Source organism: Flavobacterium movens (assembly GCF_039581425.1).
In the GTDB taxonomy this organism is placed as follows: Bacteria; Bacteroidota; Bacteroidia; order Flavobacteriales; family Flavobacteriaceae; genus Flavobacterium; species Flavobacterium luteolum.
Map to the genome: position 1 here is coordinate 350247 of NZ_JBCPXY010000001.1, position 26314 is coordinate 376560.

At 30.3% G+C, this 26314-nt stretch carries 23 protein-coding genes and 1 tRNA gene; 8 read left to right on the forward strand and 16 right to left on the reverse strand.

Annotated elements, in window-relative coordinates:
• Positions 1–5: 5 nt before the first annotated feature.
• The gene (locus tag AAYQ05_RS01565; RefSeq protein WP_343540700.1) at positions 6–1202 is read left to right on the forward strand and encodes a glycosyltransferase; all 1197 of its coding nucleotides are present in this window, start codon (positions 6–8) and stop codon (positions 1200–1202) included.
• Here AAYQ05_RS01565 and AAYQ05_RS01570 read toward each other — a convergent pair.
• From AAYQ05_RS01570 to AAYQ05_RS01605, 8 genes are all read right to left on the reverse strand, one after another.
• Entirely contained in the window at positions 1179–2303 is a 1125-nt protein-coding gene (locus AAYQ05_RS01570) for an O-antigen ligase family protein (protein WP_343540702.1), read from the reverse strand. The two genes, AAYQ05_RS01565 and AAYQ05_RS01570, sit on opposite strands and share 24 nt — an antisense overlap.
• A gap of 139 nt (positions 2304–2442) precedes the next feature.
• The gene (locus AAYQ05_RS01575; protein ID WP_343540703.1) at positions 2443–3438 is read right to left on the reverse strand and encodes a hypothetical protein; all 996 of its coding nucleotides are present in this window, start codon (positions 3436–3438) and stop codon (positions 2443–2445) included.
• Positions 3439–3494: 56 nt separating this feature from the next.
• Positions 3495–4598: a glycosyltransferase gene (locus AAYQ05_RS01580; RefSeq protein ID WP_343540704.1), complete on the reverse strand. Its 1104-nt coding sequence runs from the start codon at positions 4596–4598 to the stop codon at positions 3495–3497.
• Positions 4599–4607: 9 nt separating this feature from the next.
• Complete coding sequence (locus tag AAYQ05_RS01585) at positions 4608–5909, reverse strand: MATE family efflux transporter (RefSeq protein WP_343540706.1); 1302 nt, start codon at positions 5907–5909, stop codon at positions 4608–4610.
• 8 nt (positions 5910–5917) lie between these two features.
• The gene (locus tag AAYQ05_RS01590; RefSeq protein WP_343540707.1) at positions 5918–6904 is read right to left on the reverse strand and encodes a hypothetical protein; all 987 of its coding nucleotides are present in this window, start codon (positions 6902–6904) and stop codon (positions 5918–5920) included.
• Positions 6905–6913: 9 nt separating this feature from the next.
• Positions 6914–8593 (reverse strand): DUF6909 family protein, encoded by a 1680-nt coding sequence (locus tag AAYQ05_RS01595; RefSeq protein WP_177211508.1) that lies wholly within the window; start codon positions 8591–8593, stop codon positions 6914–6916.
• 140 nt (positions 8594–8733) lie between these two features.
• Positions 8734–10218, reverse strand: a complete 1485-nt coding sequence (locus AAYQ05_RS01600) for a GH3 auxin-responsive promoter family protein (protein ID WP_343540708.1) — start codon at positions 10216–10218, stop codon at positions 8734–8736.
• A gap of 11 nt (positions 10219–10229) precedes the next feature.
• Positions 10230–10736: a peptidase gene (locus tag AAYQ05_RS01605; protein ID WP_343540709.1), complete on the reverse strand. Its 507-nt coding sequence runs from the start codon at positions 10734–10736 to the stop codon at positions 10230–10232.
• Positions 10737–10949: 213 nt separating this feature from the next.
• Here AAYQ05_RS01605 and AAYQ05_RS01610 point away from each other — a divergent pair, with 213 nt between their 5' ends.
• The gene (locus tag AAYQ05_RS01610; protein WP_008465789.1) at positions 10950–11129 is read left to right on the forward strand and encodes a Sec-independent protein translocase subunit TatA/TatB; all 180 of its coding nucleotides are present in this window, start codon (positions 10950–10952) and stop codon (positions 11127–11129) included.
• Positions 11130–11219: 90 nt separating this feature from the next.
• On the opposite strand, the gene AAYQ05_RS21870 is transcribed toward AAYQ05_RS01610, so the two are convergent.
• From AAYQ05_RS21870 to AAYQ05_RS01625, 4 genes are all read right to left on the reverse strand, one after another.
• The gene (locus AAYQ05_RS21870; RefSeq protein ID WP_496118556.1) at positions 11220–11327 is read right to left on the reverse strand and encodes a T9SS type A sorting domain-containing protein; all 108 of its coding nucleotides are present in this window, start codon (positions 11325–11327) and stop codon (positions 11220–11222) included.
• 60 nt (positions 11328–11387) lie between these two features.
• Entirely contained in the window at positions 11388–12032 is a 645-nt protein-coding gene (locus AAYQ05_RS01615; protein WP_343540710.1) for a hypothetical protein, read from the reverse strand.
• 155 nt (positions 12033–12187) lie between these two features.
• Positions 12188–14311 carry a Tex family protein gene (locus tag AAYQ05_RS01620; RefSeq protein ID WP_343540712.1) on the reverse strand — a complete coding sequence of 708 codons (2124 nt, stop codon included), beginning with the start codon at positions 14309–14311 and terminating at the stop codon, positions 12188–12190.
• A 61-nt stretch (positions 14312–14372) separates the two neighbouring features.
• A complete protein-coding gene (locus AAYQ05_RS01625; protein WP_343540713.1) occupies positions 14373–15671 on the reverse strand; it encodes a Fic family protein in 1299 nt (432 codons plus the stop codon).
• Positions 15672–15813: 142 nt separating this feature from the next.
• Between AAYQ05_RS01625 and AAYQ05_RS01630 the strand changes: the two genes are divergently transcribed.
• Positions 15814–16083 carry a DUF1294 domain-containing protein gene (locus tag AAYQ05_RS01630; protein ID WP_343540715.1) on the forward strand — a complete coding sequence of 90 codons (270 nt, stop codon included), beginning with the start codon at positions 15814–15816 and terminating at the stop codon, positions 16081–16083.
• A gap of 155 nt (positions 16084–16238) precedes the next feature.
• Here the strand turns inward: AAYQ05_RS01630 and rpiB are convergent, their stop codons facing one another.
• Both rpiB and AAYQ05_RS01640 read right to left on the reverse strand, forming a co-directional pair.
• The gene (rpiB, locus tag AAYQ05_RS01635) at positions 16239–16670 is read right to left on the reverse strand and encodes a ribose 5-phosphate isomerase B (protein ID WP_343540717.1); all 432 of its coding nucleotides are present in this window, start codon (positions 16668–16670) and stop codon (positions 16239–16241) included.
• An 803-nt stretch (positions 16671–17473) separates the two neighbouring features.
• Entirely contained in the window at positions 17474–17707 is a 234-nt protein-coding gene (locus tag AAYQ05_RS01640; protein WP_343540719.1) for a putative signal transducing protein, read from the reverse strand.
• A gap of 110 nt (positions 17708–17817) precedes the next feature.
• Here AAYQ05_RS01640 and rnr point away from each other — a divergent pair, with 110 nt between their 5' ends.
• Genes rnr through AAYQ05_RS01655 form a run of 3 tightly spaced genes read left to right on the forward strand, consistent with a single transcriptional unit; the run spans position 17818 to position 21386 of the window.
• On the forward strand, positions 17818–20001 hold the full coding sequence (gene rnr / locus AAYQ05_RS01645; protein ID WP_343540721.1) for a ribonuclease R: 2184 nt from the start codon (positions 17818–17820) through the stop codon (positions 19999–20001).
• Positions 20002–20023: 22 nt separating this feature from the next.
• Positions 20024–20692 carry a head GIN domain-containing protein gene (locus tag AAYQ05_RS01650; RefSeq protein ID WP_343540722.1) on the forward strand — a complete coding sequence of 223 codons (669 nt, stop codon included), beginning with the start codon at positions 20024–20026 and terminating at the stop codon, positions 20690–20692.
• A gap of 13 nt (positions 20693–20705) precedes the next feature.
• On the forward strand, positions 20706–21386 hold the full coding sequence (locus AAYQ05_RS01655) for a LysE family translocator (RefSeq protein WP_281634359.1): 681 nt from the start codon (positions 20706–20708) through the stop codon (positions 21384–21386).
• A 429-nt stretch (positions 21387–21815) separates the two neighbouring features.
• Here the strand turns inward: AAYQ05_RS01655 and AAYQ05_RS01660 are convergent.
• A tRNA-Cys gene (locus tag AAYQ05_RS01660) sits at positions 21816–21886 on the reverse strand.
• A gap of 94 nt (positions 21887–21980) precedes the next feature.
• Positions 21981–22340: a dihydroneopterin aldolase gene (folB, locus tag AAYQ05_RS01665; protein WP_177211517.1), complete on the reverse strand. Its 360-nt coding sequence runs from the start codon at positions 22338–22340 to the stop codon at positions 21981–21983.
• 107 nt (positions 22341–22447) lie between these two features.
• Here folB and AAYQ05_RS01670 point away from each other — a divergent pair, with 107 nt between their 5' ends.
• Together AAYQ05_RS01670 and AAYQ05_RS01675 are read left to right on the forward strand one after the other, a co-directional pair.
• Complete coding sequence (locus AAYQ05_RS01670) at positions 22448–24565, forward strand: glutamine--tRNA ligase/YqeY domain fusion protein (protein WP_343540724.1); 2118 nt, start codon at positions 22448–22450, stop codon at positions 24563–24565.
• A gap of 1214 nt (positions 24566–25779) precedes the next feature.
• Positions 25780–26259, forward strand: a complete 480-nt coding sequence (locus AAYQ05_RS01675) for a hypothetical protein (RefSeq protein ID WP_343540725.1) — start codon at positions 25780–25782, stop codon at positions 26257–26259.
• The last annotated feature ends 55 nt before the right edge of the window (positions 26260–26314 follow it).

Here is a 26314-nt window from a genome sequence, read left to right on the forward strand (position 1 = left end):
TAAAGATGCACAAATATCTGCCTTTTAAATTAGATATAAAACCATCCAATAAAAGAAGTTTTGGTATTTCAGACTACAGTTCATATCAATTTATCTATTTTTACCAAGAATTAAATCAATTTGCATTGAAAGTTGTACATATCATAGAAGCCCTTGGCGGAGGCGTTTATACTTATTTTAATGATTTATCAACTTATTTTGGTGAGGATGAAATAAAAAGTCGCATTGATACTACAATAATTTACAGTGCAAATCGTAAAGAAATAGACAGAGAAAAAATTAAATCTGAACTTTCTAGCAACATTAATTTAGTAGAAATTAATATGCTGCGAAGTTTTTCTCCTCTTCAAGATCTAAAATCTGTAATTCGGTTAACTAAAGAGCTGAAAAAAATAAATCCAGACATTATTCACCTTCATTCATCAAAAGCAGGTGTTTTAGGCAGGATTGCCTATTTCTTTCTATTTAAGAAAAAGAAACTTTATTATTCTCCACACGGTTATTCTTTTCTTAGAACAGATATTTCAAAACCCATTCGAAAAATATATTGGTTTATAGAAAAAAGTATCCAAGCTATATTTGGAGGTATAACTATTGCCTGTGGCGATACTGAGTTTGAAATTGCCAAAAAAATCGGTAAGTCAAAATTGGTTCGCAATGGTGTTGATATTGAGAATATACGTGAAAGTTTTGTTGAAAATAAAAATGATAAGCTTACTGTAGGGATTTTAGGCAGAATAACATATCAAAAAAATCCACCTCTTTTTAATTCGATAGCCCTCAATTTTCCAGATTTTAATTTTGTATGGATTGGAGATGGTGAGTTAAATTCTTTACTTACAGCTTCTAATATAAAAATTACAGGATGGTTTTTTGATCGCGAAAGTATTCTGAAAGAATTAAATAGCATTGATGTTTATTTACAAACTTCATTATGGGAAGGGCTGCCAATTGCCGTTTTAGAAGCAATGGCTTTAGAAAAACCTGTTATTGTCAGTAATGTAATTGGTAATAAAGATATTGTCATCCATAATGAAACTGGATTTCTGTTTGATGAAATCTCAGAATTAAAACCTTATTTTGAAACTCTTAGCTATGCAGAAAATCGAAATCTTTTTGCTAAAAAAGCTTTTGAAAGATGCTCAGAGTTATTCGATAAAAATAAAAACTTTGAAGAACTAGTTGCAATTTACAAGAGCTGATTTTTGCTGCAGCCAATAACTTGAAAAAATGGATAACCAAAACCCGCTGAAAGCAATTCCATCAAAACGAAGTAAAAAATCATCCATTAGATTTGAGGTAAAAAAGATTACGAAAAACGAAATTACAATAGGATTCTTTAAATCAAATCCCAGATATCCAATTATAGAAATATAAAATAATACTACCAAAGGCCCAAGAATTCCAAACTTCAACAAAAAATCAAGAAACTGATTGTGAGTAGGGAATTCATACTTTGCCAAAAACTTCTGATTGGTTGCTGCATAGTATTTGTTTAATTCGTTTTTTCCATCTGAAGCTCCCACACCAAAAGGCAGATTTTTCAATGACAATTCCCAGGCAGATTTCCATATAGATACTCTGGTAACCAAAGAGTTAAAAACCTTAACCTCTGGATGATCAATCTCATCAAGCTTTCCCACTTTGTCCATATAAGCAAAACTAACACTTGAATATTTTTCTTTCATGTATGGGTCTTTTTGAACAAATAAGAATAAAACAGCAATTAGTAAAACTAATAAAGGCAGCCCTCTTAACGCTATTTTTCTAAAATTATCCTGCTTAACGGCATAAAAAAGAACAATTAAAAATCCGATAAAAACATTTACCAAAGCCATTCTCGTATTAACAAACAACACAAAGAAAAAAGAAAGAATAAAGACTATTATTCTCACTACTTTGAGTTTAGATTTTTCATGATCTTTAAAACTCTTAATCACAAAATAAAAAGCAGAAATGGTAACAAAAGCCAAATGCATATTTAATGCTGGAGCATGAATCCCTATACTATTTCCAAATTGATATCCCATTTCCCATAAATGTATGCCGTTTAAGTATTTATGCATCAAATCTTGATACAAAACATTAAATCGAATAAAGAAAAAAAGTAAAATCAAAGTTGTTCCGAAAACATAGGTTTGAACTAATTTCAAAAAATTTATCCTCTGAAAATTTCCAATTATAAATAATGGAAAAATTATTAAAGAAGTACTTTTTTCTATCGCTTTTAATCCTTTTGCTAAAGAATCATTATTCCAGAAAAGCAACAATTCAAGGATTACCGGAGAAGCAATACAAGTCATCAAAATCAGTATGATTTTTGTGTAATGCAATTTCTTGAAAAAAACTAAATTAAATGCAGCAAATACTACAATCAATATTGAGCATGGCTTTCTAAAGATCATCAAAATGGCAATCAAACACAAAAAAACATGGAAGATTTTATTGAAGTTCTTTTCGGAAATGTTCATGATATAATGCAAAATAAATTAACGGAAAAATGCCTATTTTATGTCTCATCGCCGAACCTAAATCGGGCTCGAAAACTCCTTGGGTAATAAAAAACGAAAACAATATAAAAAAAATGAAAAGTTCATATTTATAATATTTTCTGTGTTTTATACATTTAGCAAAGCGAACTATTAAAATGTAAAAAAGCAAAAGCTGCCAAATTACAAATAAAACAATTTGAGGTGATAAAATATGTTTTAAACCATTTAATGGAATATTAACGGTAAAAAATCCGTAAAAAATAGCAACCATTTCTCCATACCAAGTATCTGGTTTTAAAGGCGGAGTAATCATCGAATTTGCATCTGGAGAACCTATACGTTCTTTATTGACCACTTCACGGCTCATTTCAGAAAAGTATTCTCCTTTTAAAATTCCATAACTCAACGATAAAAAAAAGACAATCAATAATCCGTAAAAAATCGTTGATACGGTTTTGTTTTTAAAATTGATAAAACTTATCAAATACATTCCTCCAGCAATTATAGGAATCAGAGCAAAATAAGGCCTATATAAAGCTCCAAAAAGTATAAAAAGAAATACGGATAAAAGAACAGTTTTTTGAAAGGAATAAGGTTTGTTTTTACACAGAAATATAATTGCAGAAATGAATAAAAAAGTAATAAACTCTTTTGAAGGCATTGCAATAAAAATAGCAATCATAAAAAATCCTAAATAAACGATCGCATTTTTTACATTTATTTTTTCAAAAGAATCTGGAATTCCTATTTTATACAGAACATACATCAGAATAGGGAATTGTATAAGTGCAATTACTGGAAATGGAAGATAGCGGAGACCTGTAACTTTATAAAACAAAATAGTCAATGGATAACTACCAAAATAGCCTATTTCATTGTATTTATCATAAACAATTACAGCAGCGTCATAGAAAAACTTTGGAGGTAAAACAAAAAAAGACAGCATTGCAACAAATAAATTTGCTACTACAATCACAAAAAATGCGACTCTACTTTTTTTGACTAAAAATTGCATCCTTCTATAACTGTTTTATATAATTTTATATGTTTCTCTACCATTACTTCGATATCAAATTGTTTCGCTTTTAACTGACAAGCATTAATAACATTTATACGAAAACCATCATCTTCGATCAATTTTTTAATACTATCTGCTAATTCCTGTTCATTCCTTTTTTCAAACAAAATTCCCGATCCTTTTACTAAACTTGATAATCCTATAACATTTGAACCAATAAAAGGTTTCCCTGAAGCCATACTTTCTATTGCCACCAAACCAAAACCTTCTCCATTTGAGCTTAGAATAGAAATGTCTGCCGTTTTTAAAAGACGATCAACATCAATTCTTTCGCCCAAAAATATAACTCTACCCTCTAATCCCAATTTTTGAACTCTTTTTTCGCATTCTTCTTTCAAATTACCATCACCAACAAAAATTAATTTAAAATTATCTGGTAGTAATCTCATTGCTCTAATTACTGTTTCAGGATCTTTATGTTTACTAAATCTTGCTACTTGAATTAATAAAGTGTCTTGTTCATTCAATAACTCTGAAATTTCTTTTTTAAAGTAAGGTTTCGCATTGTAAATTACTTTCAAATTAATTCCGTTCTCAATGACTTTAAATTTGTTCTTAGGCAATTTTGTATGATATTGTATTATTTCGTAAACCTCATCCGTAATACAAATTATTTTATTATAAAATCGATACATGAATCGATCAATTTTACTGAAAAAAAAACTTTTAATACGAGGATTGGAAGAGCTATGTTCTGTTACAATAATTTTTATTTTTGAGAAAGAAATAATTTTTGACAATACAATCCAATATTGAGACGGAAATAAATGGACATGAGCTATGTGGTATTTTTTCAAAAAAGATATCATTCTAAAAATCTGAATTGGATTATATACCGAATATGAGCCTAAAGAATAAATATTACAACAATTTTGAGCTTTTAAAGCTTTTAAAAAAGGTAAATTTTTTCCGTTTAGTAACAAAAGATCAACATGAATTCCCTTGGCATTATAAAGAGGAATGGTTTCCAGTAGCAACTTTTCAGCGCCTCCCGAATCAAACCTGTTTATAATTTGTATTATTTTCATAATTGTACTTTAATGCAAAAAAATTTTTATTTTATCCTTTTTGTAGATAAAAACTGTTGACACAAAATTCCAGAAAAAAGAACTAGAAACAAATGCAATTGCGGCTCCAGTCATTCCATACATCGGAATTAAAAATCGATTTAAAATAAAGTTAATTACAACTGCTATAATTAAAATGATCTGAAATATATGTTGCCTTCCGGTCATATTTAAATAAACCGGAGCAGATCCAAATACAGAACAAATTCCCTGACCTATAATAAGAATTAAAAAAGGCACTTGTGCAGCAATATATTGATGTCCAAAAAAAGACAAAATATATTCTGAAAAAACACACATCAAAAGAATAACCGGAAACGTTATTCCAAAGATTAATCGAACGCTTTTTCTAACTACTTTTTTTAATTCTACTATGTTTTTACTTGCAAAAAACTCTGAAATTTTTGAAGAAACAGTAATGTTAATGGTTACAATTATAACTGAAACAATTGTCATTAGTTTAACCCCAACAGAATAAAAAGCAACTGTTTCATCGTTTTTGTATTTCTTTAAAAACATGATATCAAAACACATCAATAGGAACAATGCCATTCCACTTATTGCTATGGGATATGATTTTGTAAAAATCTCTTTTGAAGTAAAAACCTCTTCTGTTACCTTCTCCGTTTTATTAAAGTAAATGAATATTAAAACAGAGCTTATAATTGCCAAAAAAACAAAACCAATTAAAAAAACATCTACCAAATACGTTTCTAAATGCCAAAAAAACAAAACAACAGAGCCAATTATTAGCGGAATATATTTGATAATATTTCGAAACAATTCAGCAACATACAATTTGTCCATCGCTCTGAAAACTTCAGTATTTAAAAGCGACAATCCATGAAAAAATAATATAACAGAACTTTTTAAAAGAATAGAATAAACCTCATCATCAAGAAAATAAGTATTGATTCTCTTTTTATCGATAAGAAGAAAAACAATTAGAATTAATATTGAAGTTAAAAATAGCATATTCACCATTTTTAAATATACTTTTTTTAATTGTCTAAGCTCATTCTGACTTGCCAGTCTTCCTTTAAAATATAAAATAGACTGATCGAAACCTAATAAACAAATACTTCCAACTGCCAAAAGATAAGAACGCACAAAATCATACTGCCCGACCAATTTTGGACTGTATGATTTTGTTAAAAACACCGTGAAACCAAATAACAAAAGAACTCCGAAAATTCGCAAAGCCAAAGTTCCTAAACTCTGTTTTATGAAGGAGTTTTTTGAAATTCTTTCAAAGATCTTAAGCGTTTTCAATCCTAATATTATTTAACCTGAGCTTTCAAAAGCTGGCTGCGATAAAACTTTAGAAATAAATGAATTAAAACAAAGAGAAAAAGAAAAAATATCGGAAGCATAAGTTTAAAATTCCCGTTCGTAATTTTAGTATTATTGATATTTAAAATCGCATTTATTTCCTTAATCGTTTTATCATAATTCATAAGTTTTAATCTGTTTTTTCCCTGATCAATAATCAAATACTGCTTTGTTTTAATGATGTCATTAAGCTGCGTATTTTCATTATAATACACTAATTTATCGTTTCTTGAACTGTTTTTTACCGTATTCGAAAATCCGTTTAAAACTTGGTCAATTTGAGCAATAATAGTATCGTTTTGAACAATTTGTTGCTGTAAGTTTTTGTATCCAATTTTTTGAAGCTCCTTAAAATATTCAGAACTGTTTAAGTATTTTAACAACGGCTTTACGATATCTTTTTCTTCCGTAATTTTGTTGGTTACAAAAGATATTGAATGAAAAGTGTAGTTTTTACTTGTTACGTTGTCTTCTAGAACTTTTTTGACTTCGCCAACCTCAGCCATTAATTTAATCAGCTCGAAATTCTGCTCTTTGTCTTCAATAAACTTATAAACATCGGCAATAGGCTTAATTTCGATTTTTTTTATTGATTTTGGATTTTGAATTCCAACTACGTTTTTTAAGAAAGCAGTATCTCCTGCAATAATTTTAGATTCGATCAAATCTATTTTAGAATAAAGATAATCTACGCTTCCAAAATTTGGAGTTACAATAACCTGATTTTCAAATGATTTTTTATTTGCATCTAAATACCAGCCAATTCCAAAACCTGCAACAGCCAAAATTAAAACGATAATCCAATTGCGAACAAAGAAATGAATAGATTTAAAAATCATGGCATTAATTCGATCAAAAAAACTGCCAATGCTTTTAGAAAGCTGAAAAATATCAATCTCCTGTTCTGAATTATCCTGCGGTACTTTTGTACTCATTTATGATTTTTATTTGATGTTGAAAATCTGCTCTAGAATCTTAATTGTAATTAAATACGTTGGTTTTACTCCTGTTGTTCCCAATCCGCCTGAGGCCAATGTACTTCCTGTTTCCAGCGGATTATCTGAAGCATAATAAGCATAGCGAACTTTAATATCGTGTGGAACGCTTTTTCTAATTTTAGATGCTGACTGAATGGCTTTTTGATAATAAGATCCTTCCATTTCAAGGCCAATTACGCCCCAAGTCGATTCATGGAAAAACTTTAATAAATCTCTATTTTGTAGTGAAGTTCCAAGAACGGTTACCATTGCTCCTTCATAAATATCTATATCATTTCCTTCAAACATTGCACCTGTCAATTCATTTTCGAAGAAATAATTATCTGCCGTTCCTTCGTTGATATGCGCAGACGGAATCATGATATCTCCTTTTCCGCCTTCTAGAATTCCGGCTTTACCCATAATAGAAACCGATTTTACATTTAGTAAAGTTTCTTTTTTAAATGGTTTCAAAAGCTCGTCAATAGTTTCGTAAGCCTGCTCTCCAAAAGCATAATCCATCACGATAATAACAGGTTTATCTTCGCCTACATTAGCATGCGAAAAAGCTGTTTTTGACCAATCAATTTTAGCTGTGTCAAAAATTTGAACATCGATATTCGTTCCTGAACAATCTGGCAACGAGATCATTCCATTTTTTAAAGCCAATTCTTCTACTTGACCTCTAATTTCTTTTGATCCTGAACTGCTTAATTCTTCATAAATAAAGAAATCTGTTTTTCCTTTATATTTTGTTTTCAGCAAAGGTGTCGCAAAAATCGAATTCATGACACTGTGCATATTGGCACTAATTACGTGAATTGGTCTTTTCAGCAAATCGTTTGCTTTTAAAACTTCTTTAATATTTGTTGCCCAGATTTCTCCATGAATATGGTGTCCTAATCTTTCACGTAAAACTGGACTAAAAGTGATCGTACGTTTGTTGTTTTCAACAATCTCTTCTATCGCTAATTTTCCTAACCAATAAATAACGTGTAGGAAACGATCTGGTGCATTTTCTGAACCAAAAGCATCGTAAATATCTAAAACTTCCTCAAAAGTTCTTGCTAAAATATTGGCAACGTGAGAAATTGCTTTTTCTTTTTCAACTTGAGAAAGCTTTTTAGTCTGCATAACGGCTTGCTCTAATTTCTGCCAATCACGCGAAACTTCTCCTCCATCATCTATTAAAACTCTATTTTTAATTTTATGCGATTCGATAAAAATGAAAGTCAAATGCGTCAAAATATCGTAAATGTCTGAACGTCCACGAGTGATTTCAACATTCATCTGTTCTTCGTCAATTCTGTAGCAGTTTCTTCTTCTTTTTGGAGGAACAATCGGCTGAAAATGCGATTTAGAGTATCCTTCGTCTGAAGTTAAATTGATAAATCGGCATTGTTCAATTCCGATTGGAAGACGTTCAATAACGTACAAAAGCCCGTTTAACTCTACTTTTTCTTCGGCGATATTTCCATAAATTTCTGGACGTAAAGCCAATAATGATTCACGTAAGCTATCGCCAGAAACTCCCATTGGTTTATAAAAACCACGGTTGAATAAATGACGCATTGTAATGTACATTTTTTCTATCGCAGCAGAAGATTCCTGCGCTCTAGATCTTGATATATGTTTAGTTTCTTTCATGTCTTTTTATTTTTAAAAATCATCTTCATTTGTAAAGAAGACGTGAATATTTCAATAAACGAAAGTAGGAATTATATATATAACTTTAATGAATTTCCATTTAACAAATTGTTAGACGGTTATTTTAAAAAAGCTACATCCTACTTCAAATTATCAGCAATATTTCTATCATTCGATAATCTCGGAATTTTATTCTGTCCGCCCAATTTTCCTTGCGATTTCATGTAATCTTGAAATCCGTTTTTAGAAACTTTAGTGATCACTACTTTTCTTAAGACATTTCCGGTAATTAAATCGTCATAATAAATATTCTGCTTACGCATTGAATTGTCAATAGTTTCGGCAAAAACTTCCATGTTTTCGGGTTCTTTCTCAAATTCTATCAACCACTCGTGATACGGAAGTCCGTTTGATGGATTTATCTGAGGCGCCACAGTAAACTCATTGATTACGATATTAGTCGAATTTACGGCTTCTTTCATCGCATTTTCGACTTCATTGGCGATAACGTGTTCTCCAAAAGCCGAAATATAATGTTTAATACGTCCAGAAACTATAACACGATATGGAGCCAAAGAAGTGAATTGAACGGTATCTCCGATATTATAACGCCACAGCCCTGCATTGGTAGAAATTATCAAAACATAGTTCACTCCTACTTCAACCTCTCCAATTGTCAACACTTTTGGATTTTCTTCAAAGAACTCATCCGCTTTTATAAACTCATAGAAAATACCTGAATTCAATAGCAACAGCATCCCTTTTTCTTTTTGTGAATCCTGATAAGCAAAAAATCCTTCAGAGGCAGGAAACAATTCTATACTGTCAACTTTTCTGCCGATCATGTTTTCAAATTTGGCACGATACGGTTCGTAATTAACACCTCCGTAAATAAACAAATTGAAATTTTTGAATATTTCGCCAATCTTTTTTCCGCCGCTTTTATGTTCCAAACGTTCGAAATACATCTGAACCCAAGACGGAATTCCAGAGATAACCGACATATCTTCTTTTATAGTCTCATCGACAATAGCATCTACCTTGGTTTCCCAATCTTCAATGCAATTGGTTTCCCAAGATGGCATTCGGTTTTTCTGCAGATATTTAGGAACAAAATGCGCTACAATTCCAGAAAGTCGTCCAAATTTAATTCCGTACTTCTCTGTCAGAATTGGACTTCCTTGCAAAAAAATCATTTTTCCATCGACAAAATCAGCATTTCCTGTTTCATGAATATAATGCAGAATTGCATTTCGAGCTGCTTCAATATGATAAGGCATCGATTCTTTGGTAAGCGGGATAAATTTTGCGCCAGAAGTTGTTCCAGAAGTTTTAGCAAAATATAAAGGTTTTCCTTTCCAGAGAATATCCGCTTCTCCTTTTACTATCTTTTCTATGTAAGATTTTAAATCTTCATAATCTCTAACAGGAACGTGTTTCTGAAAATCTTCAAAACTTTTTATTTGTTCAAAATGATGGTCTTTTCCAAATTTGGTATTTTGAGCATTTTCAATCAAACTTTTAAAAACTTTTTGTTGTGTTTCAACAGGTTTATTGGCCCATTTAAGTGTCTGATTGTATATATTTTTGGCAAATATTTTTGCCGAAATTGACTTAATTGACATTTTCAGTGGTATTATTTTTTATCACTTTTCTTTTTGTCCTGAGATTTTGCCTTCAGCTCTTTTTCAGTTTCAGCTACATCTTCTCTCAGTTTTATTTCAGCGTCAGATGCTTTTATATTTACATCTGAAGCATCCTCAACCGATTCTGCTAATATAGAATCTTTATTAAATTTTGAATATTCCAATTCTCCCTTCAAAACTTTCTGAATTCCTTTTATATAAATTTCATTCTGTTTTAAAGCCGTTTCTAAAGAATCCGATTTTATTGCTAGTCTTGTAGCATTTCTTTTCAATTCTGTCGAAGAATATCCAGGAATAAATTCGCGAAGGGGTGTAAAAGCAATGATAAAAGTAGTAACCAAAATTAGAAATATTCCTCCCAAAGTAAACGTTACAAAGACATTCATTAAAGTAAGCCTAAAAGAAAATATCTCTTCAAAAGTGTCTTCATTTAAAATTACTAATCGGTTTTTAATGAACAGTTTTTTTCTAAAATTCTTTTTCTTTTTTTTATTCATTATCCTTCTTTATGCTAGCAAATATAATAATTAATCATCATGATATTTATTCAATAAATTTCATGATGAGCTATAATTTACGATTTTATAAAATATTTAACGCGGTCTGATACAAATATTTTAAACTAAAAATACTTCTATTTCGTATATTTCTATATACCTTTGCGGAATAATTAAGAAAAACAATTTGCTTCGGCATTAAATATATTAGTCATGGGAAGATTAGGTCTTACAGAAATCCTTGTTATCGTAGGTATTGTGATATTACTTTTTGGAGGTAAAAAAATTCCAGAATTAATGAAAGGTTTAGGAAGTGGAATTAAGGAATTTAAAAACGCTGCTAAAGACGATCAACCTGCTGCTTCTAAAAAACAAGAAGAAGAAACAAAATAAGAAATTCGAAAAAATTATTAAGTCCCAAATTACAATTGTAGTTTGGGATTTTTTTATATCGAAAAATTCCTATTTGTAGAATCCCAAATTTTAGATATGAAAAACTTGCTTTTCGTGATGCCTTTTCGTATTGGATATTTTTACAAAATAAATGCCTCTTGACCTATTGGCTACATTTATTTTGGTGTTTTCAGAAATTGTTTTTTAAAATAAAAACTCCCAAATTACGAATTGTAGTTTGGGAGTTTCTATTTATTATTATTTGCATTTAACTTTTTCGAAAATTGTAACCAATTGTTCTAACAAAGTTTGAAGTTTAAAATCTTCTTTTGCAATCGCCTCTATAAGCTTTGGACAATCTGAAAAAGCTTCTCTTGACATTTTTCTTAAAAGCGATTCTGTTCCTATTGCTCCCACGGTATTGGCAGTTGTAAAATATCCAAAAACCAAAGCATCACTGTTTTTATTTCCAAAAAAATACGAACTACTCGATGAACTTACAATTGTACTGGTTCCTCCAGCATTTGGCCTTATAGTTCCCGCATCACGAATAACGCCGATTTTAACATCCTTGTTATAAATAACATTAAACCATAATTTCTTTTTAGATTTCGAAAATTTTCCTGTCAAAATGTTTGCTGTCGTTGCATACAATGCTTCTACTGTTGTGATGCATTCTTCTTCATCAAAATATTCTATTTTCTTTACTTCTATGCTTGCTATTTTTTCTTTTTTAGCGCTTTCATCTGTTTTGAAAGTTATTTTAGAGTCTTCGCTCTTTACCAATTCAGCAAGACCTGTTTTTTTTGTTCCATCTTCCATGTACAAAATAACTTTGTAAAAATTGGCGTGGCCGATAGAGGAGAATAAAAGGGTAATTAAAATTAAAATACTTTTTTTCATAACTTGGGGTTTAAAATTTCCTACAAATATATTATTTCGCAAGTATTAATATCAGTAAAATAGAAATAAAAAACTCACAAATTGCAGATCACAATTTGTGAGTTTTTTTTATCTAAAAATTCCAGAATTTAGAATTTCAAAAATTAGAAATTTTCTTAAAGCACCATCGTCAGCTGAATTCTCTTTCTATCTTCATCAACCTCAGTTACTTTCACATCAACATGCTGATGTAATTTTACCACTTCGTTTACGTCGCTTACAAAACCAGCTTTTAACTGCGAAATATGCACTAAACCGCTTTCTTTGATTCCGATGTCAACAAAACAGCCAAAATTGGTAATGTTGTTTACAATTCCTGGTAATATCATTCCAGTTTTCACATCTTTAATTGATTTTACGTTTGCATCAAATTCAAAAACCTTAGCCGACTTTCTAGGATCTAATCCCGGCTTTTCAAGCTCTTTAATGATATCTTTCAGCGTAAGCAAACCAATTTCTGGTGTTACATACTTTTCAGCTTTAATAAGTGCCGTTTTCTCTTTATTTGCAATTAATTCATTCAAGGAAATATTCAGATCCTTCGCCATCTTTTCAACAACTGGATAAGCCTCTGGATGCACCGCCGAATTATCCAGCGGATTTTTAGCATTTGTAATTCTAATAAATGCCGCTCCCTGCTGATAAGCCTTGTCTCCTAAACGGGGAACTTTTTTAAGCTGTTTTCTATCTTCAAAAGGTCCGTTTTCAGAACGGTATTGTACAATGTTTTCAGCCAGCTTCTCCCCGATTCCACTCACGTAACTTAGTAAATGTTTGCTTGCTGTATTGATGTTAATTCCAACCGAGTTTACGCAACGAATTACAGTGCTGTCCAATTCTTCTTTAAGTTTCGTTTGGTCAACATCGTGTTGATACTGCCCTACTCCAATCGCTTTCGGATCGATTTTTACCAATTCGGCCAACGGATCTGAAAGTCGTCGCCCAATAGAAACAGAACCACGAACCGTTACATCATAATTCGGAAATTCTTCTCTCGCAATTTTTGATGCCGAATAAACCGAAGCTCCTGCTTCTGAAACAATAAAAACTTGTACTGGTTTATCGAACGCGATTTTTTTGATGAAAAATTCAGTTTCGCGAGAAGCAGTTCCGTTTCCGATAGAAATGGCATCAATTTGATACGCATTTACCATCGAACGGATTTTTTTTATCGCCATTGATTCCTCATTTTGAGGTGCGTGCGGATAAATGGTCTCGTTGTATAGTAAATCGCCTTTTTCGTCCAGACAAACTACTTTACAACCGCTTCTAAATCCAGGATCAATTGCCAAAATACGTTTTTCTCCCAACGGCGGAGCTAATAACAATTGACCTAAATTGTTTGCAAAAACCTGGATTGAATTCGCATCTGCTTTTGCTTTTGCTTCCTGCAGAGTTTCATTTCCAATTGCTGGATTCAATAAACGTTTGTAACTATCTTCAATTGCTAATTGCAAATGAGCTGTAGTATTATTTTGTTTTTTAATAATGATTTCGTCAATAACGTCGTAAGCATCATCAATATCAACATCGATTTTCATTTTGATAAAACCTTCATTTTCTGCGCGTAACATTGCCAATAAACGGTGCGCCGGCGCTTTTGTTAAAGGCTCTTCCCAATCAAAATATTGGTTAAATTTTTGTGCGCCTTCTTCTTCGGCTTTCTTTTTAACCACTTTTGTAGTGATCGTTGCTTTGCGTTGAAACAATCTTCTTAATTGTTTACGAACGTAGATGTTTTCGTTAATCCATTCTGCTACAATATCTCTTGCGCCTTGAATAGCAGCTTCTTCGTTAATAACATTTTCATTAATGTACTGTGTAGAAAGAAAATCGATATCAGCATCACTTTCAGATATAATCAGTTTTGCTAGTGGTTCTAAACCAAATTCGCGAGCAACATCGGCTTTTGTTTTTTTCTTCTTTTTGTATGGAAGATAAAAATCTTCGATTTCCTGTAAATCAAAACTATCTTCAATTTTTTTCTTCAAATCTGGCGTAAGCGCCTTTTGCTCTTCAATCGATTTTAAAACTGCTTCTTTACGCTTTATAAGGGTATCGTAATCTTTTTGAAGTTTTGCAATCTGCTCAATTACAGTTTCATCAAGATTTCCGGTAGCGTCTTTTCGGTAACGCGAAATAAACGGAATCGTACAATCTTCTTCTAATAATTTTACTGTGTTTTGAATGCTGACAGCGGGTGCCTGAACAGACTTGGCAATGAATTGAATATTAGTCATTTTATTTTGTTTTTTTTAAAAGATGTAAAAATTGCGAGATTTATCGAGAATCTCGCAATTTTTACAATTTATAAGATTTTAAAATTTTATTAAACTGTTTAGATTTAATAAAATTGTGTTTTATTTTATTAACTTGAATCTTTTCTAAAAATCCTAAATTTTCAAGATTATTTAAATCTGTTCTGGCTGTAAAATTTGAAATTCCAAATCTATTTTCTATTTCTTTACTGCTCAAAACTCTATCTGAATCTTCATTTAAAATTTTTAAAATTTGTGCTTGTCGTTCATTAACATTTGGTATTTTAATAAATTTTGCAGCTTGAATTACTTCATTTTGTTTTCTACCAATATATTCCTTCAAAGCTGTAAATGCTTTCTCCATTGTTTTTATATGATAAGTAATAAAGTAAGTAAGATCATTTTGATCAATTTCTGAATACAAAAAAGCTTTTTCATATTGTCCTTTTGTATCCTTAATAATTGTTGAAATTGTTAAATACTCTGTGAGCCAATAGCCATTTTTTAGCATATACCAATAAAATAAAGCACGTGCTGTTCTGCCATTTCCATCAGAAAAAGGATGTATCCAGCCTACCATAAAATGAATTATAATTCCTTTAATAATAGGATGTATAAAAGTTTTTTGCTCTTCATTAAAAAACAAACATAAATCGCTAATTAGTTTTTGTATCTCTTCATTTTTTGGAGGTGTGTGTACGACTTCACTATTTGAATAATTTACGACGTAAATATCATCATTTTCTCTATATTTACCTTCGTCTTCGGCATCTTCTAATGTATTGTTAGATATAAGTTTATGAATATATAGAAGATTTTCTGGTGTTAAACGATCATTTTTATGTTGAACAATATATCTCATTGTGAAATAATTATTCATAATCATTTGCTCTGATTTATTTTTTGGTTTGCGTTCTTTTTGAATCATTTCTTTAGCAGCCTTTCTGGTGGTAATTGCTCCTTCCATTTGACTACTCGAAATCGCTTCTTCCATTATTGAACTTATCAGAAATTTATTTTTATCTGTATCAGTTATACCTATATTACTTCCCAAATTTCCTCCAATATGCAAATCAAAATGATGCAAAAGTCTAAGAATATAATCTGTTACATTGAAATTAAAAGAATATGTTCCGAATGAAATATTTTGTCTATTTAATGATCGCGACAATTTAACAGCATTCCAATATTGTTCAGGATCAATAGATTTTGTTTTATATTTAATTTTATCCCAATATAAATATTCATCATTGATTTCCTTCAATTCACCCGACAATGTGAGCTGAGTAAGCAGGTTTATAGTATTATTGTCATATTTCGTTATAGGTGGATTTTCTAACATATAACTTTTTTATGCTAAATTAGTAAAAAACGCGAGATTCTCTCAAAATCTCGCATTTTTTACTAATTTAAAAGCTTTCTTCAATATCACTGCTTATATTCATTGACACTAAAAGAATATCTTTGTTTCTAATTTTAAGCCTATGAAAATTTTTTTACTCTATTTTTTAATTGTTAACATACTTGTTTTTATTCTCGCTGGTTATGATAAAAATAGGGCTAGAAAAAATAAAAGACGAATTCCCGAAAATACGTTATTCTTTCTGCAACTTATCGGCGGAACTCCAGGGTTATTAACAGCAATGTTATTATTTAAACATAAAACGAGCAAAACTTCTTTTATTGTAAAGTTTGTTCTGATTTTGATAATTCAAGTAGCGCTTATAATTGCCTTATTAAATTACAAAAAGTAGATATTAACATTGTTGATAACTCGAAAACTACTGTTTTTATACAAACTTAAATAACTGAATTACAGAAATTTAAATAAAAAACCGGACAAATTTAAAAATCGGCCCGGTGTGTTTTATTTATAATAGGTGCGAAGCACCGAATTTTTTTTGACTTTTTAAGAACAAGCAATTTTGTTCACTCTATTTTGATGCCTTCCGCCTTCAAACGCTGTATCAAGGAAAGTTTCAACGATTTCAACAGCTTGATGAATAGATGTAAATCTCGCTGGAATACTCACAATATTGGCATCATTGTGTAAACGTGTTAAATACGCAATTTCTTTAGTCCAGCATAATCCAGCTCTCACTTTCGGGTGTTTATTAACAGTCATTGCAATTCCGTTACCACTTCCGCAGATTACGATTCCAAAATCTGCTTTTCCTTCAGATACATCATTGGCAACTGGATGCCCGAAATCTGGATAATCTACAGAAGCATCAGTATCTGTTCCGTAATTCGTTACCTCATATCCTCTAGCTTTAAGCATTTCAACAATTGCTTTTTTATATTTTGGTCCTGCGTGGTCGTTTCCTATCGAAATTTTCATTTTTCTATACTATTAAGTTGTGTTATGCAAATTTACTTAATAAATAGATGTTCGCCACGAATTAGGCTAATTTTCACAAATTTTTTTCTTTATAGATACTATATCAACAAACCAATTTATAATTAATATACATTCATAAATTCGTTACGAAAACTCTCATTTTACAACTATCTTACTGTCAAAACCTTATCAGTTATTAACAATTTTAATAAGTCTATAACTATCTCACAATCAATGAAGAATAAACAGAATATTTGTTAAAATTTTGAGGTGTTAATAGCAGTTTGTAATTGCTTGATATTCAATTAACTTTAAGTTAACAGAAAATGTTAATAAGTTCGAAAAGAAAATTAGAAGTTTTTTTTGGTTGTTTCGAAAAAATGCTTAATCCAAAACTGGATTTAAATATGCAAGAAAAGTTTCGTGAATTTTTGGAAAAGTTATCAATATCAAAAATACCATTTTCAACAGAAATCAACATATCAACTTATCTACAAAATGAATTCAATTTTGGTTGTCAACCGTTGTTAATTAAAATACAAAAAGTCTTATAAATAAGTATTTTAACTAAAAATAACTATGTTGATAACTCAGAATAACTAAGAGAAACTTCATTTCAATACTTTTAAAAATAAATTTATTCGACATATTAACACACTATAATAACCAACAAATTTTTTTAAATTTTTAAAAATCTTTTTTGTTGTATTTAATATATGTTGAAAACTAAAAAAGGTTGAAAAGGAAAAAAAAAATTTAATTTGAATTTTACTCTTGATTTGAATTTGTTTTTGAATTTTGTTTCAGACGATTTTGAGAGGATTGTTGAGATTGTCCAGAATTTGCTGAACTTCCTCGAAATCGTTTGGATGCACTTTGAGTTTGATTCCGCCCAGTGCAGCTGAGTATAAAGGAACGACAGAAAGTGTCATTTCGTTTTCAAAAAAATAAGGGATTCCTTCTTGTTCCAGTAAGTGTTTGAGAACCACTGTTTCGTGCTGAGAATTGAATACGGCGATGGTTTGAAAGCTTTCCATAAAGGCTGTTTTTGTAAATGTACGAAAAGTTATAATTTTAATAATTCTAATTGTTAAAATCTATAATCTGATTTCTTATTTGTAATTTTAAACCTTATAAGAAAAGATATATGAGTAAGAAAATTAGAAAGCCGATAAAAAAAGAGAAAGATTTCTCTGGAAAAATACTTAAGATTTTATCGCAAAATGCTAATAAACCATTCAATTATAAACAGATAGGAGCAAAGCTTGAATTAGACGATACTAAAAGCAGAAACCAGATTATAAAAGATTTAAAAATACTGGCAGCTCAAAAAAAGATTATAGAAACTGAACCTGGAAAATACTTAGTAAAAGCAATAAGCCAGGATTACTACGAAGGAACGATAGATATGACGAGCAGAAAAACGGCATATTTTATTTGTGATGAATTTGAAGAAGATGTTTTTATTCCGACCAATAATTTGAATCGTGCGTTAGATAAAGATAAAGTTAAAGTCTACGTTTATAATAGAAGAAAAGGAAAAAGACCTGAAGGTGAAGTAATTGAAGTTATAGAAAGAGATAAAACAGAGTTTGTAGGTGTAATTGATATGCAACCCAACTTTGCTTTTGTTTCGACTGCAAACCCTAAAATGTATACCGATATTTTTATCCCTAAAGATAAAATTGGTGAAGCAGAAAACGGTGATGTTGTTTTGGTTAAGATTGAAGACTGGCCAAAAAGAGCCGATAGTCCGTTTGGATCTGTAATTCGAGTTTTAGGAAAACCTGGAGAACATAATACTGAAATTCATGCTATTTTAGCAGAATACGGATTGCCAGCAGATTTTCCTGTTGAAGTAGAAGTTTTTGCACAAAAACTAGATACTTCGATTCAGGAATCTGAGATTGCAAAGCGTCGTGATATGCGTGATACGCTAACGTTTACGATAGATCCAAAAGATGCAAAAGATTTTGATGATGCCTTGTCTTTCAAAAAGTTAGAAAATGGAAATTTCGAAATAGGAATTCATATTGCCGATGTTTCGTATTATCTAGAAGAAGGAACAATCTTGGATGATGAAGCATATCAAAGAGCTACTTCAGTTTATTTAGTAGATAGAGTAGTGCCAATGCTTCCAGAAGTATTGTCTAACTTTGCGTGTTCGTTACGTCCAAATGAAGAGAAATATACTTTTTCTGCTGTATTTGAAGTTTCTCCAACTGCACAAGTTATTAACCAATGGTTTGGAAGAACGGTAATTTATTCAGATCAGCGTTTTGCTTACGAAGAGGCTCAGCATATTATTGAAACAAAAGGAAATAATACAATTCCAGTTGATATTTCTATTACTGGAGAATCTTATGTGGTTTCAGATGAAATTGTGGAAGCAACCTTAAAACTAGATGAATTAGCTAAGATTTTAAGAAAGAAAAGAATGCAACAAGGCGCTATTTCTTTTGATAAAGTTGAAGTGAAATTTAATCTTAACGAAGAAGGAGAACCAGAAGGCGTTTATTTTAAAATATCAAAAGATGCGAATCATTTGATTGAAGAATTTATGCTTTTGGCTAACAGAAAAGTAGCAGAATATATTGGTAAGCAAAAGAAAACGTTTGTTTACCGTATTCACGACGAACCAAATGAAGATAAACTGGTTGCAATGCAAACTGTAATTGCTAAGTTTGGTTATAAGATTGATTTTAGAACAAAAGGTGATATAGCAAAATCAATAAACGCTTTGATGGAAGAAGTAAACGGTAAGAAAGAACAAAATCTTATTGATACTCTTGCTATTAGAAGTATGAGCAAAGCCAAATATTCGACTGATAATATTGGTCATTATGGTTTAGCTTTTGATTATTATAGCCATTTCACTTCGCCAATTCGTCGTTATCCAGACGTTATGGTACACCGTTTGCTGCAGTATTATTTGGACGGAGGAGCTTCTGTAGACGAAGAAACTTATGAAACGAAATGTCTGCATTGTTCAAACATGGAAAACTTAGCAACAAATGCTGAGCGAGATAGTATTAAATACATGCAGGTTAAATACATGCAGGATCATCAGTACGAAGAATTCCTTGGTGTTATTTCTGGTGTTACCGAATGGGGAATTTATGTTGAAATCGTTTCTAATAAATGCGAAGGAATGGTAAGAATCAGAGAAATAAAAGAAGATTACTATACTTTTGATGAAAGACAATATGCTTTGGTTGGAGCTACTTCAAACCGTTTATTGCAATTGGGAGATGAAATTTATGTAAAAGTAAAAAATGCTGACTTAGTGAAAAAACAACTTGATTTTCACTTTTTAAGAAGAGCAGAATAAATATTAATTTAAAAATAAAAGTATGAAAAAGCTAATTATAGGAGCAGCAATTTTATTTGTACAAATGTCTTTTGGTCAAGTTACCAAAGCGTTAGGAGATTTTGATACCGTAAAAGTATTTGATAAATTAAGCGTAAAATTAGTTCAGTCATCTGAAAATAAAATTGTTATAAAAGGAACAAGAGAAGCAGAGGTAGAGGCTGTAAATAAAAACGGAATTTTAAAATTAAGAATGCCTTTTCCAAAACTTCTTTCTGGAAATGATCTTGATATAACACTATATTACAAACATATAGAATTGATTGATGTCAATGAAGGAGCAGAAGTGAAGAGTGATGAAGCCATTAAAGCAACTTCTTTTAAAGTTAGCGCTCAGGAAGGCGGTCTTATTAATGTTGATCTCGATGTTGATAAACTAAAAGTAAGCTCTGTTTCTGGAGGTAAAATTACATTAACTGGAAAAGCTGCAAATCAAGATGCGAGTCTAGGAGCTGGTGGCTATTTACTAGCAAGTAAATTAGAGACATCTCAGACTACTGTAAGCGTTTCTGCGGGCGGAAAAGCAGATGTTAATGCTTCTACCCTTGTCGATGCAAAAGTGAGCGCTGGAGGCTCTATTTACATTTATGGAAAACCAAAGCAAATAAACCAAAAAACTGTTTTTGGTGGTAAAATAGAAGAAGTAAAATAACAAGTTGTAATTGATGATTAACGATATTCTAGCGGGACTTCCTTGGGGACTTGTTCTTAGTTTTATGGTAGGTCCGGTATTTTTTGTTTTATTAGAAACCAGTATAACAAAAGGATTTAGAGCCGCAATTGTATTTGATTTAGGCGTAGTATTGGGCGATATTTTCTTTATTGCGATCGCTTATCTTGGAAGTTATAGACTGATTTCTAGTTTAAAAGACGATCCAGCGCTTTTTATTTTTGGAGGAATAATTATGCTTACTTACGGTATTATATCGTTTGTAAAGCTAAAGAAAGAAGAGAAAATAAACGATGAAGAAATCGACCGTGACATTCTGAAAAGAAACTATGGCAGTTTGTTTGTAAAGGGTTTTTTATTAAACGTTATAAACATTGGTGTTCTTGGTTTTTGGCTTGCAGTTATTATTTCTGTCGGACCAAAATTAGATATGCAGACTTCAAGAATGATGACATTTTTTACTGCTGTAATTATCACTTACTTATTAATTGATTGCGCTAAGATTTTACTAGCCAAACAGTTAAAATCAAAAATGACTCCAACTAATATTCTTAAAATCAAAAAAGGAATTAGCGTTGTTTTAATGATCTTCGGATTTGCATTAGTAGTTCAAGGTTGGTTTCCAAAAGAAAAGGAAATGGTTAAAAATGCTTTCGAAAGAATAGAGAAGAAGTAGTTGTTAATAACTCAAAAGTATAAAATTAAACCTCTGAATTTCAGAGGTTTTTTTGTGTTTATAACTGTTAGTTTTGAACTTTGTCAAAGTTTCAAACTTTGACAAAGTTGACAACAGTTTGTTATTTCGACGAAGGAGAAATCTCCGCAAGTAACTCCGCAACAATTATCCAATCTTTGTAGAGCTTCTCGTGGAGATTTCTCCTTCGCCGAAATGACAAAATTGTGTATAATCTTCATAAAGTAACAAACCCGACAGGTTTTTAAAACCTGTCGGGTTTACTTGTAAAATTTAAAAATTAAACATAAAAAAAACTTCAAATTGCTTTGAAGATTTTAAGGTATCGTCTGGATTCGAACATAAATCTTTATCTAATTTTTTCTAAAAATTAAACATAAAAAAAACCTTCAAATTGCTTTGAAGGTTTTGAGGCATCGTCCGGATTCGAACCGGAGTAGGAGCTTTTGCAGAGCCCAGCCTAGCCGCTCGGCCACGACGCCATTACTTGAACGGTTGGCAAAAGTAACTAAAATCTTTAAATTTCAAAAGTTTCATAGTAACTATTTTAAAATTTTAGGATTTTAATTTTAAAGATTACTTTCTAATTTCCGTCATTTTTATAGTAACTGACTCAACATCACCACCAATAGGCGGATTTATTTTAGAAACCCAAACTGTTGTTTTTTCTACCATTTCTATCTCTGCCAGTACACGAATATTGATTCTTTTGGCCACATGTTCTAATAAATGCGAACGAATTGCCATTTCTTCAGCTACAATTTTGTTCAAATGAACATAATCAACAGTGTCTAAAAGATGATCTGTTTCTGCCGATTTCTGTAAATTGGTTTTAATTTTTAGATCAACAGTATAATCAGATCCAATTTTTCCTTCTTCAATTAAACATCCGTGGTAAGAAAAAGTACGGATATTTTTCAATTTTATAACTCCCATTTTTGTATTGTTTCACGTTTAAAGTTTCAGGTTTTATGCCAGTTAGATAACTTTAAACCTGAAACCTGAAACCTTTTTTTTATCTTTGCTAAAATTACTATAAAATAATGGCATCAGAAGAGAAATCACTCAATTTTATTGAACAAATCATAGAGGAAGACGTAAAATCAGGTCTTTCAAATACTAAACTTCGCTTTCGTTTTCCACCAGAACCTAATGGTTATTTACATATTGGGCACGCGAGTTCTATTGCGTTAAATTTTGGTTTAGGAATTGATTATCAATCTCCTGTGAATTTACGTTTTGATGATACAAACCCTGAAAAAGAAGAACAGGAATTTGTTGATGCTATTAAAAAAGATGTGGAATGGTTAGGATATACTTGGGCTGAAGAATGTTACGCATCTGATTATTTCCAACAATTATACGATTGGGCAGTTTTATTAATTAAGAAAGATAAAGCCTATGTTGACAGTCAATCTTCTGAAGAAATGGCAATCCAGAAAGGAACTCCAACAACTCCAGGAACTGATAGCCCATACAGAAATCGTTCTGTTGAAGAAAATTTAGATTTATTCGAAAGAATGAAAAATGGTGAATTTGAGGCTGGTACTCATATTCTTCGTGCAAAAATTGACATGAAATCAACAAACATGTTAATGCGTGATCCTATCATGTATAGAATTTTACACAAACATCACCATAGAACGGGAGATGCTTGGAAAATCTATCCAATGTACGATTGGGCACACGGACAAAGTGATTATTTAGAGCAAATTTCTCACTCATTTTGTACACTAGAATTCTTGCCTCACCGTGAATTATACGATTGGTTTTTAGATCAAATTTTAGATGAAAATAAACTGCGTCCAAAGCAAAGAGAATTTGCTAGACGTAATTTATCACATACTGTTGTTAGTAAAAGAAAATTACAGCAACTAGTTAAAGAAAAGCATGTTAACGGTTGGGATGATCCAAGAATGTCAACCATTTCTGGATTAAGAAGACGTGGTTATACAGCTGCTTCATTACGTAATTTTGCTAATACAATTGGTATTGCAAAACGCGATAATTTGATCAATGTATCGGTTTTAGAATTCTGTATTCGTGAAGATTTGAACAAAATTGCACCTCGTGTAATGGCTGTTTTAGATCCTGTAAAATTGGTAATTACCAATTATCCAGAAGGAAAAGAAGAGTGGTTAGAAGCCGAAAATAATCAGGAAGATGAAAATGCTGGTTTCAGAAAAGTACCTTTTTCTCGTGAATTATACATTGAAAGGGAAGACTTTTTGGAAGAAGCTCCAGCTAAGTTTTTCCGTTTGACTTTAGGAAAAGAAGTTCGTCTTAAAAATGCTTATATCATTAAAGGTGAGTCTGTTATAAAAGATGAAAACGGAAATATTACAGAAATTCATGTAACGTATGATACTGATTCTTTAAGCGGAAGTGGGACAGAAGCAAGCCAAAGAAAAGTATCGGGAACATTACATTGGGTTTCTATTCAACATGCATTAGAAGCAGAAGTTCGTTTGTACGATCGTTTGTTTACAGATGAAGCTCCAGACAGTTATAAAGAAAAGAATTTCTTAGATTTTGTGAATCCAAATTCATTAGAAATTGTAACTGGATATGTTGAGCCAAGTTTATCAACGGCTCAAAATGAAGATAAATTTCAGTTTCAACGTTTAGGATATTTTACTGTTGATAAAGATTCAACTTCCTCAAAATTAGTGTTTAACAAAACTGTAGGATTGAAAGATGCTTGGGAAGAAAAAGGAAAAAAAGAGGAAAACAGCATCAATAATTCTTTGAAAGATATCAACAAATATTTTAAAGTTGAGACTAAACCAGAAAGAATTGCAATTGAAAGTGCAATAGGGGAGAACCTCAAAAATATCTCTACTTTTTCTCTTTTACAGAATTCTTTGAAGAAGAATATCAACAATAATAAGGCTTCGCTGTTGTTTTCTCAGTTTATTTTGAAATATTCAAACTGGAAATCAACAGATTTTGAAGAAGAAGATATTAAGAAATTATATTCAATGTCTCTAAAAAGTGAATCGACTTATGTTAGATCAAAAGCACTTTTAAATTTAAGAGATATTGAAAGTGAAAGTTTCAAAAATCAATTTGATGATGAAATTTTGAAATTATATTCAAATCCACCAAAAAATGCTTCTGAAAGAGAAATTGAAATTCTTTCTGAAATGGTGAAGAAGTAATATCAGATAAATTTATTAAAAGCGCTTTTATAAGCGCTTTTTTTTATTATATAGATTAACTATTAAAAAGTAAAATATTATAATTTTTATAGATTAAAACTGACTTTCATAAATTTAATTTAATCGAAAATAAAATTTTATTGGATAAGGAATTCATTTTTTTATTTTAAATCTATTAAAAAGCTTTATTTTGATTTTGTACTTTTTTTATGTCTAATTTTTGTTTTAAATCCTTAATAATAAAATTTAATTATTTAAAATGTGCGATTTTTAATATTTTATCTATTATTAGTAAAATCTATTAATTTTAATATTTTTATTTATTTTATATATTAAAAGTAACTTTCATAATTTAATTTTAAAGAAGAATAAAAAATAGTCGAGTAGAGAAGACCTTTTTTTACTTTTCATTCATTAAAACTCTTTATTTTATTTTTTACTTTTTTGCTTCCAGTTTTCTTCTAAAAAAACTAAAATTAAGGTTTTTTCTTATTTTTTATATTTTTGACTTTAATTTTTATAACCATAAGTTTTGATTATTAGTATTGTCTAAAATTTAGTTTGTATTTATTATTTATAAAACTAACTAAATGATATTATATAATAGTTTTTAATTATTTACAAAGCCTTTATTTTAGTTTTTCTATTTATAAATTTTTATTATAGATTTTTTAAAAGTTTAGTTTTTAATTATTATTTATAAAAATGATTGAATTATTAAATATAATAGTTTTTATATATTAATTTTAACCTTCATAAATTAATTTTAAGGCATTTTTTAAACGTGTTTGATAGATAACTCGTTTTTGTGATAATCGTTTATTTAAGAGCTTTATTTTAGTTTTTACTGTTATTTTAGTCAGTTTAACGGGTTGTTAACACACAATTGTTTATAAAACTGCTATTTTTAACTCAATACCAAAAGTCAGAGATGATTTTTGTAAAAAATTAAAATTTGCCGAAAAGAATCTAAGTTGAAATTTATTGTTTTTAGAAACTCGTAATTTTTATTACAATAGGTTTTCAAAACTGATTTCCTAAAAAGACAATTTTATGTTCTCATTTTTATTATGATGTAATTTTGATAATATTTCCCGTAAAAGATATTTTTTCAAATTGTATCATAATGTACAAAATTCCATAATGTTGAATTTGAGTGAAAGTTTAGTTTTTAAATTTCAGGTCTGACAATTTTTAATTTAAATCTAATTATCATGAAAATTTTATATTTCACACTAGCATTATTATTTGCAAATGTTGCAATTTCTCAAACACATCAAATTACAAAACACAACGGAGAACAGCTTGATGTAAATTTTATTAAATCTGAAAATAGTTTTGTTTACTATTCTTTGAACGGAAGTTCTGAAGAAATCAAAATCAGTAAATATGCAGTTTCATCTATTACAAATAAAGAAACAAAACAAACTCAAAAAGTTTCTGATAAAATAATAGTTGATTCAAAAGATGATTACAAAATGGTAACTGTTCTTCCGCAAGACAAAACAATAGGGCTGAAACAAGCAGCTAGTTTTACAGGAGTCTCAACAAGGACAAAAGGTGAACCGCCAATTGCAAATCAGAACCAGACTGCTATGAGAATCAAATCTAAATCGGCTTCAAATGGTTATCCTTTTGTTAGCATTGTTGAAAAAGCAGATGGTAAGTACGAAGCAGTGGCTTATGTGTATTAATAGGATTGTTAATTTTTTGTAAATTGCAATTAATCAAAGTTTTATCATTTTAAAA

What these genes read in the sequence shown, in the direction of transcription:
- AAYQ05_RS01565 (WP_343540700.1), top strand. Translation starts at nt 6, where the DNA reads ATGCACAAATATCTGCCTTTTAAATTAGATATAAAACCATCCAATAAA.
- AAYQ05_RS01570 (WP_343540702.1), bottom strand. Translation starts at nt 2,303, where the DNA reads ATGACTTGTATTGCTTCTCCGGTAATCCTTGAATTGTTGCTTTTCTGG.
- AAYQ05_RS01575 (WP_343540703.1), bottom strand. Translation starts at nt 3,438, where the DNA reads ATGCTGTCTTTTTTTGTTTTACCTCCAAAGTTTTTCTATGACGCTGCT.
- AAYQ05_RS01580 (WP_343540704.1), bottom strand. Translation starts at nt 4,598, where the DNA reads ATGAAAATAATACAAATTATAAACAGGTTTGATTCGGGAGGCGCTGAA.
- AAYQ05_RS01590 (WP_343540707.1), bottom strand. Translation starts at nt 6,904, where the DNA reads ATGAGTACAAAAGTACCGCAGGATAATTCAGAACAGGAGATTGATATT.
- AAYQ05_RS01595 (WP_177211508.1), bottom strand. Translation starts at nt 8,593, where the DNA reads ATGAAAGAAACTAAACATATATCAAGATCTAGAGCGCAGGAATCTTCT.
- AAYQ05_RS01600 (WP_343540708.1), bottom strand. Translation starts at nt 10,218, where the DNA reads ATGTCAATTAAGTCAATTTCGGCAAAAATATTTGCCAAAAATATATAC.
- AAYQ05_RS01605 (WP_343540709.1), bottom strand. Translation starts at nt 10,736, where the DNA reads ATGAATAAAAAAAAGAAAAAGAATTTTAGAAAAAAACTGTTCATTAAA.
- AAYQ05_RS01610 (WP_008465789.1), top strand. Translation starts at nt 10,950, where the DNA reads ATGGGAAGATTAGGTCTTACAGAAATCCTTGTTATCGTAGGTATTGTG.
- AAYQ05_RS01615 (WP_343540710.1), bottom strand. Translation starts at nt 12,032, where the DNA reads ATGAAAAAAAGTATTTTAATTTTAATTACCCTTTTATTCTCCTCTATC.
- AAYQ05_RS01620 (WP_343540712.1), bottom strand. Translation starts at nt 14,311, where the DNA reads ATGACTAATATTCAATTCATTGCCAAGTCTGTTCAGGCACCCGCTGTC.
- AAYQ05_RS01625 (WP_343540713.1), bottom strand. Translation starts at nt 15,671, where the DNA reads ATGTTAGAAAATCCACCTATAACGAAATATGACAATAATACTATAAAC.
- AAYQ05_RS01630 (WP_343540715.1), top strand. Translation starts at nt 15,814, where the DNA reads ATGAAAATTTTTTTACTCTATTTTTTAATTGTTAACATACTTGTTTTT.
- rpiB (WP_343540717.1), bottom strand. Translation starts at nt 16,670, where the DNA reads ATGAAAATTTCGATAGGAAACGACCACGCAGGACCAAAATATAAAAAA.
- AAYQ05_RS01640 (WP_343540719.1), bottom strand. Translation starts at nt 17,707, where the DNA reads ATGGAAAGCTTTCAAACCATCGCCGTATTCAATTCTCAGCACGAAACA.
- rnr (WP_343540721.1), top strand. Translation starts at nt 17,818, where the DNA reads ATGAGTAAGAAAATTAGAAAGCCGATAAAAAAAGAGAAAGATTTCTCT.
- AAYQ05_RS01650 (WP_343540722.1), top strand. Translation starts at nt 20,024, where the DNA reads ATGAAAAAGCTAATTATAGGAGCAGCAATTTTATTTGTACAAATGTCT.
- AAYQ05_RS01655 (WP_281634359.1), top strand. Translation starts at nt 20,706, where the DNA reads ATGATTAACGATATTCTAGCGGGACTTCCTTGGGGACTTGTTCTTAGT.
- folB (WP_177211517.1), bottom strand. Translation starts at nt 22,340, where the DNA reads ATGGGAGTTATAAAATTGAAAAATATCCGTACTTTTTCTTACCACGGA.
- AAYQ05_RS01670 (WP_343540724.1), top strand. Translation starts at nt 22,448, where the DNA reads ATGGCATCAGAAGAGAAATCACTCAATTTTATTGAACAAATCATAGAG.
- AAYQ05_RS01675 (WP_343540725.1), top strand. Translation starts at nt 25,780, where the DNA reads ATGAAAATTTTATATTTCACACTAGCATTATTATTTGCAAATGTTGCA.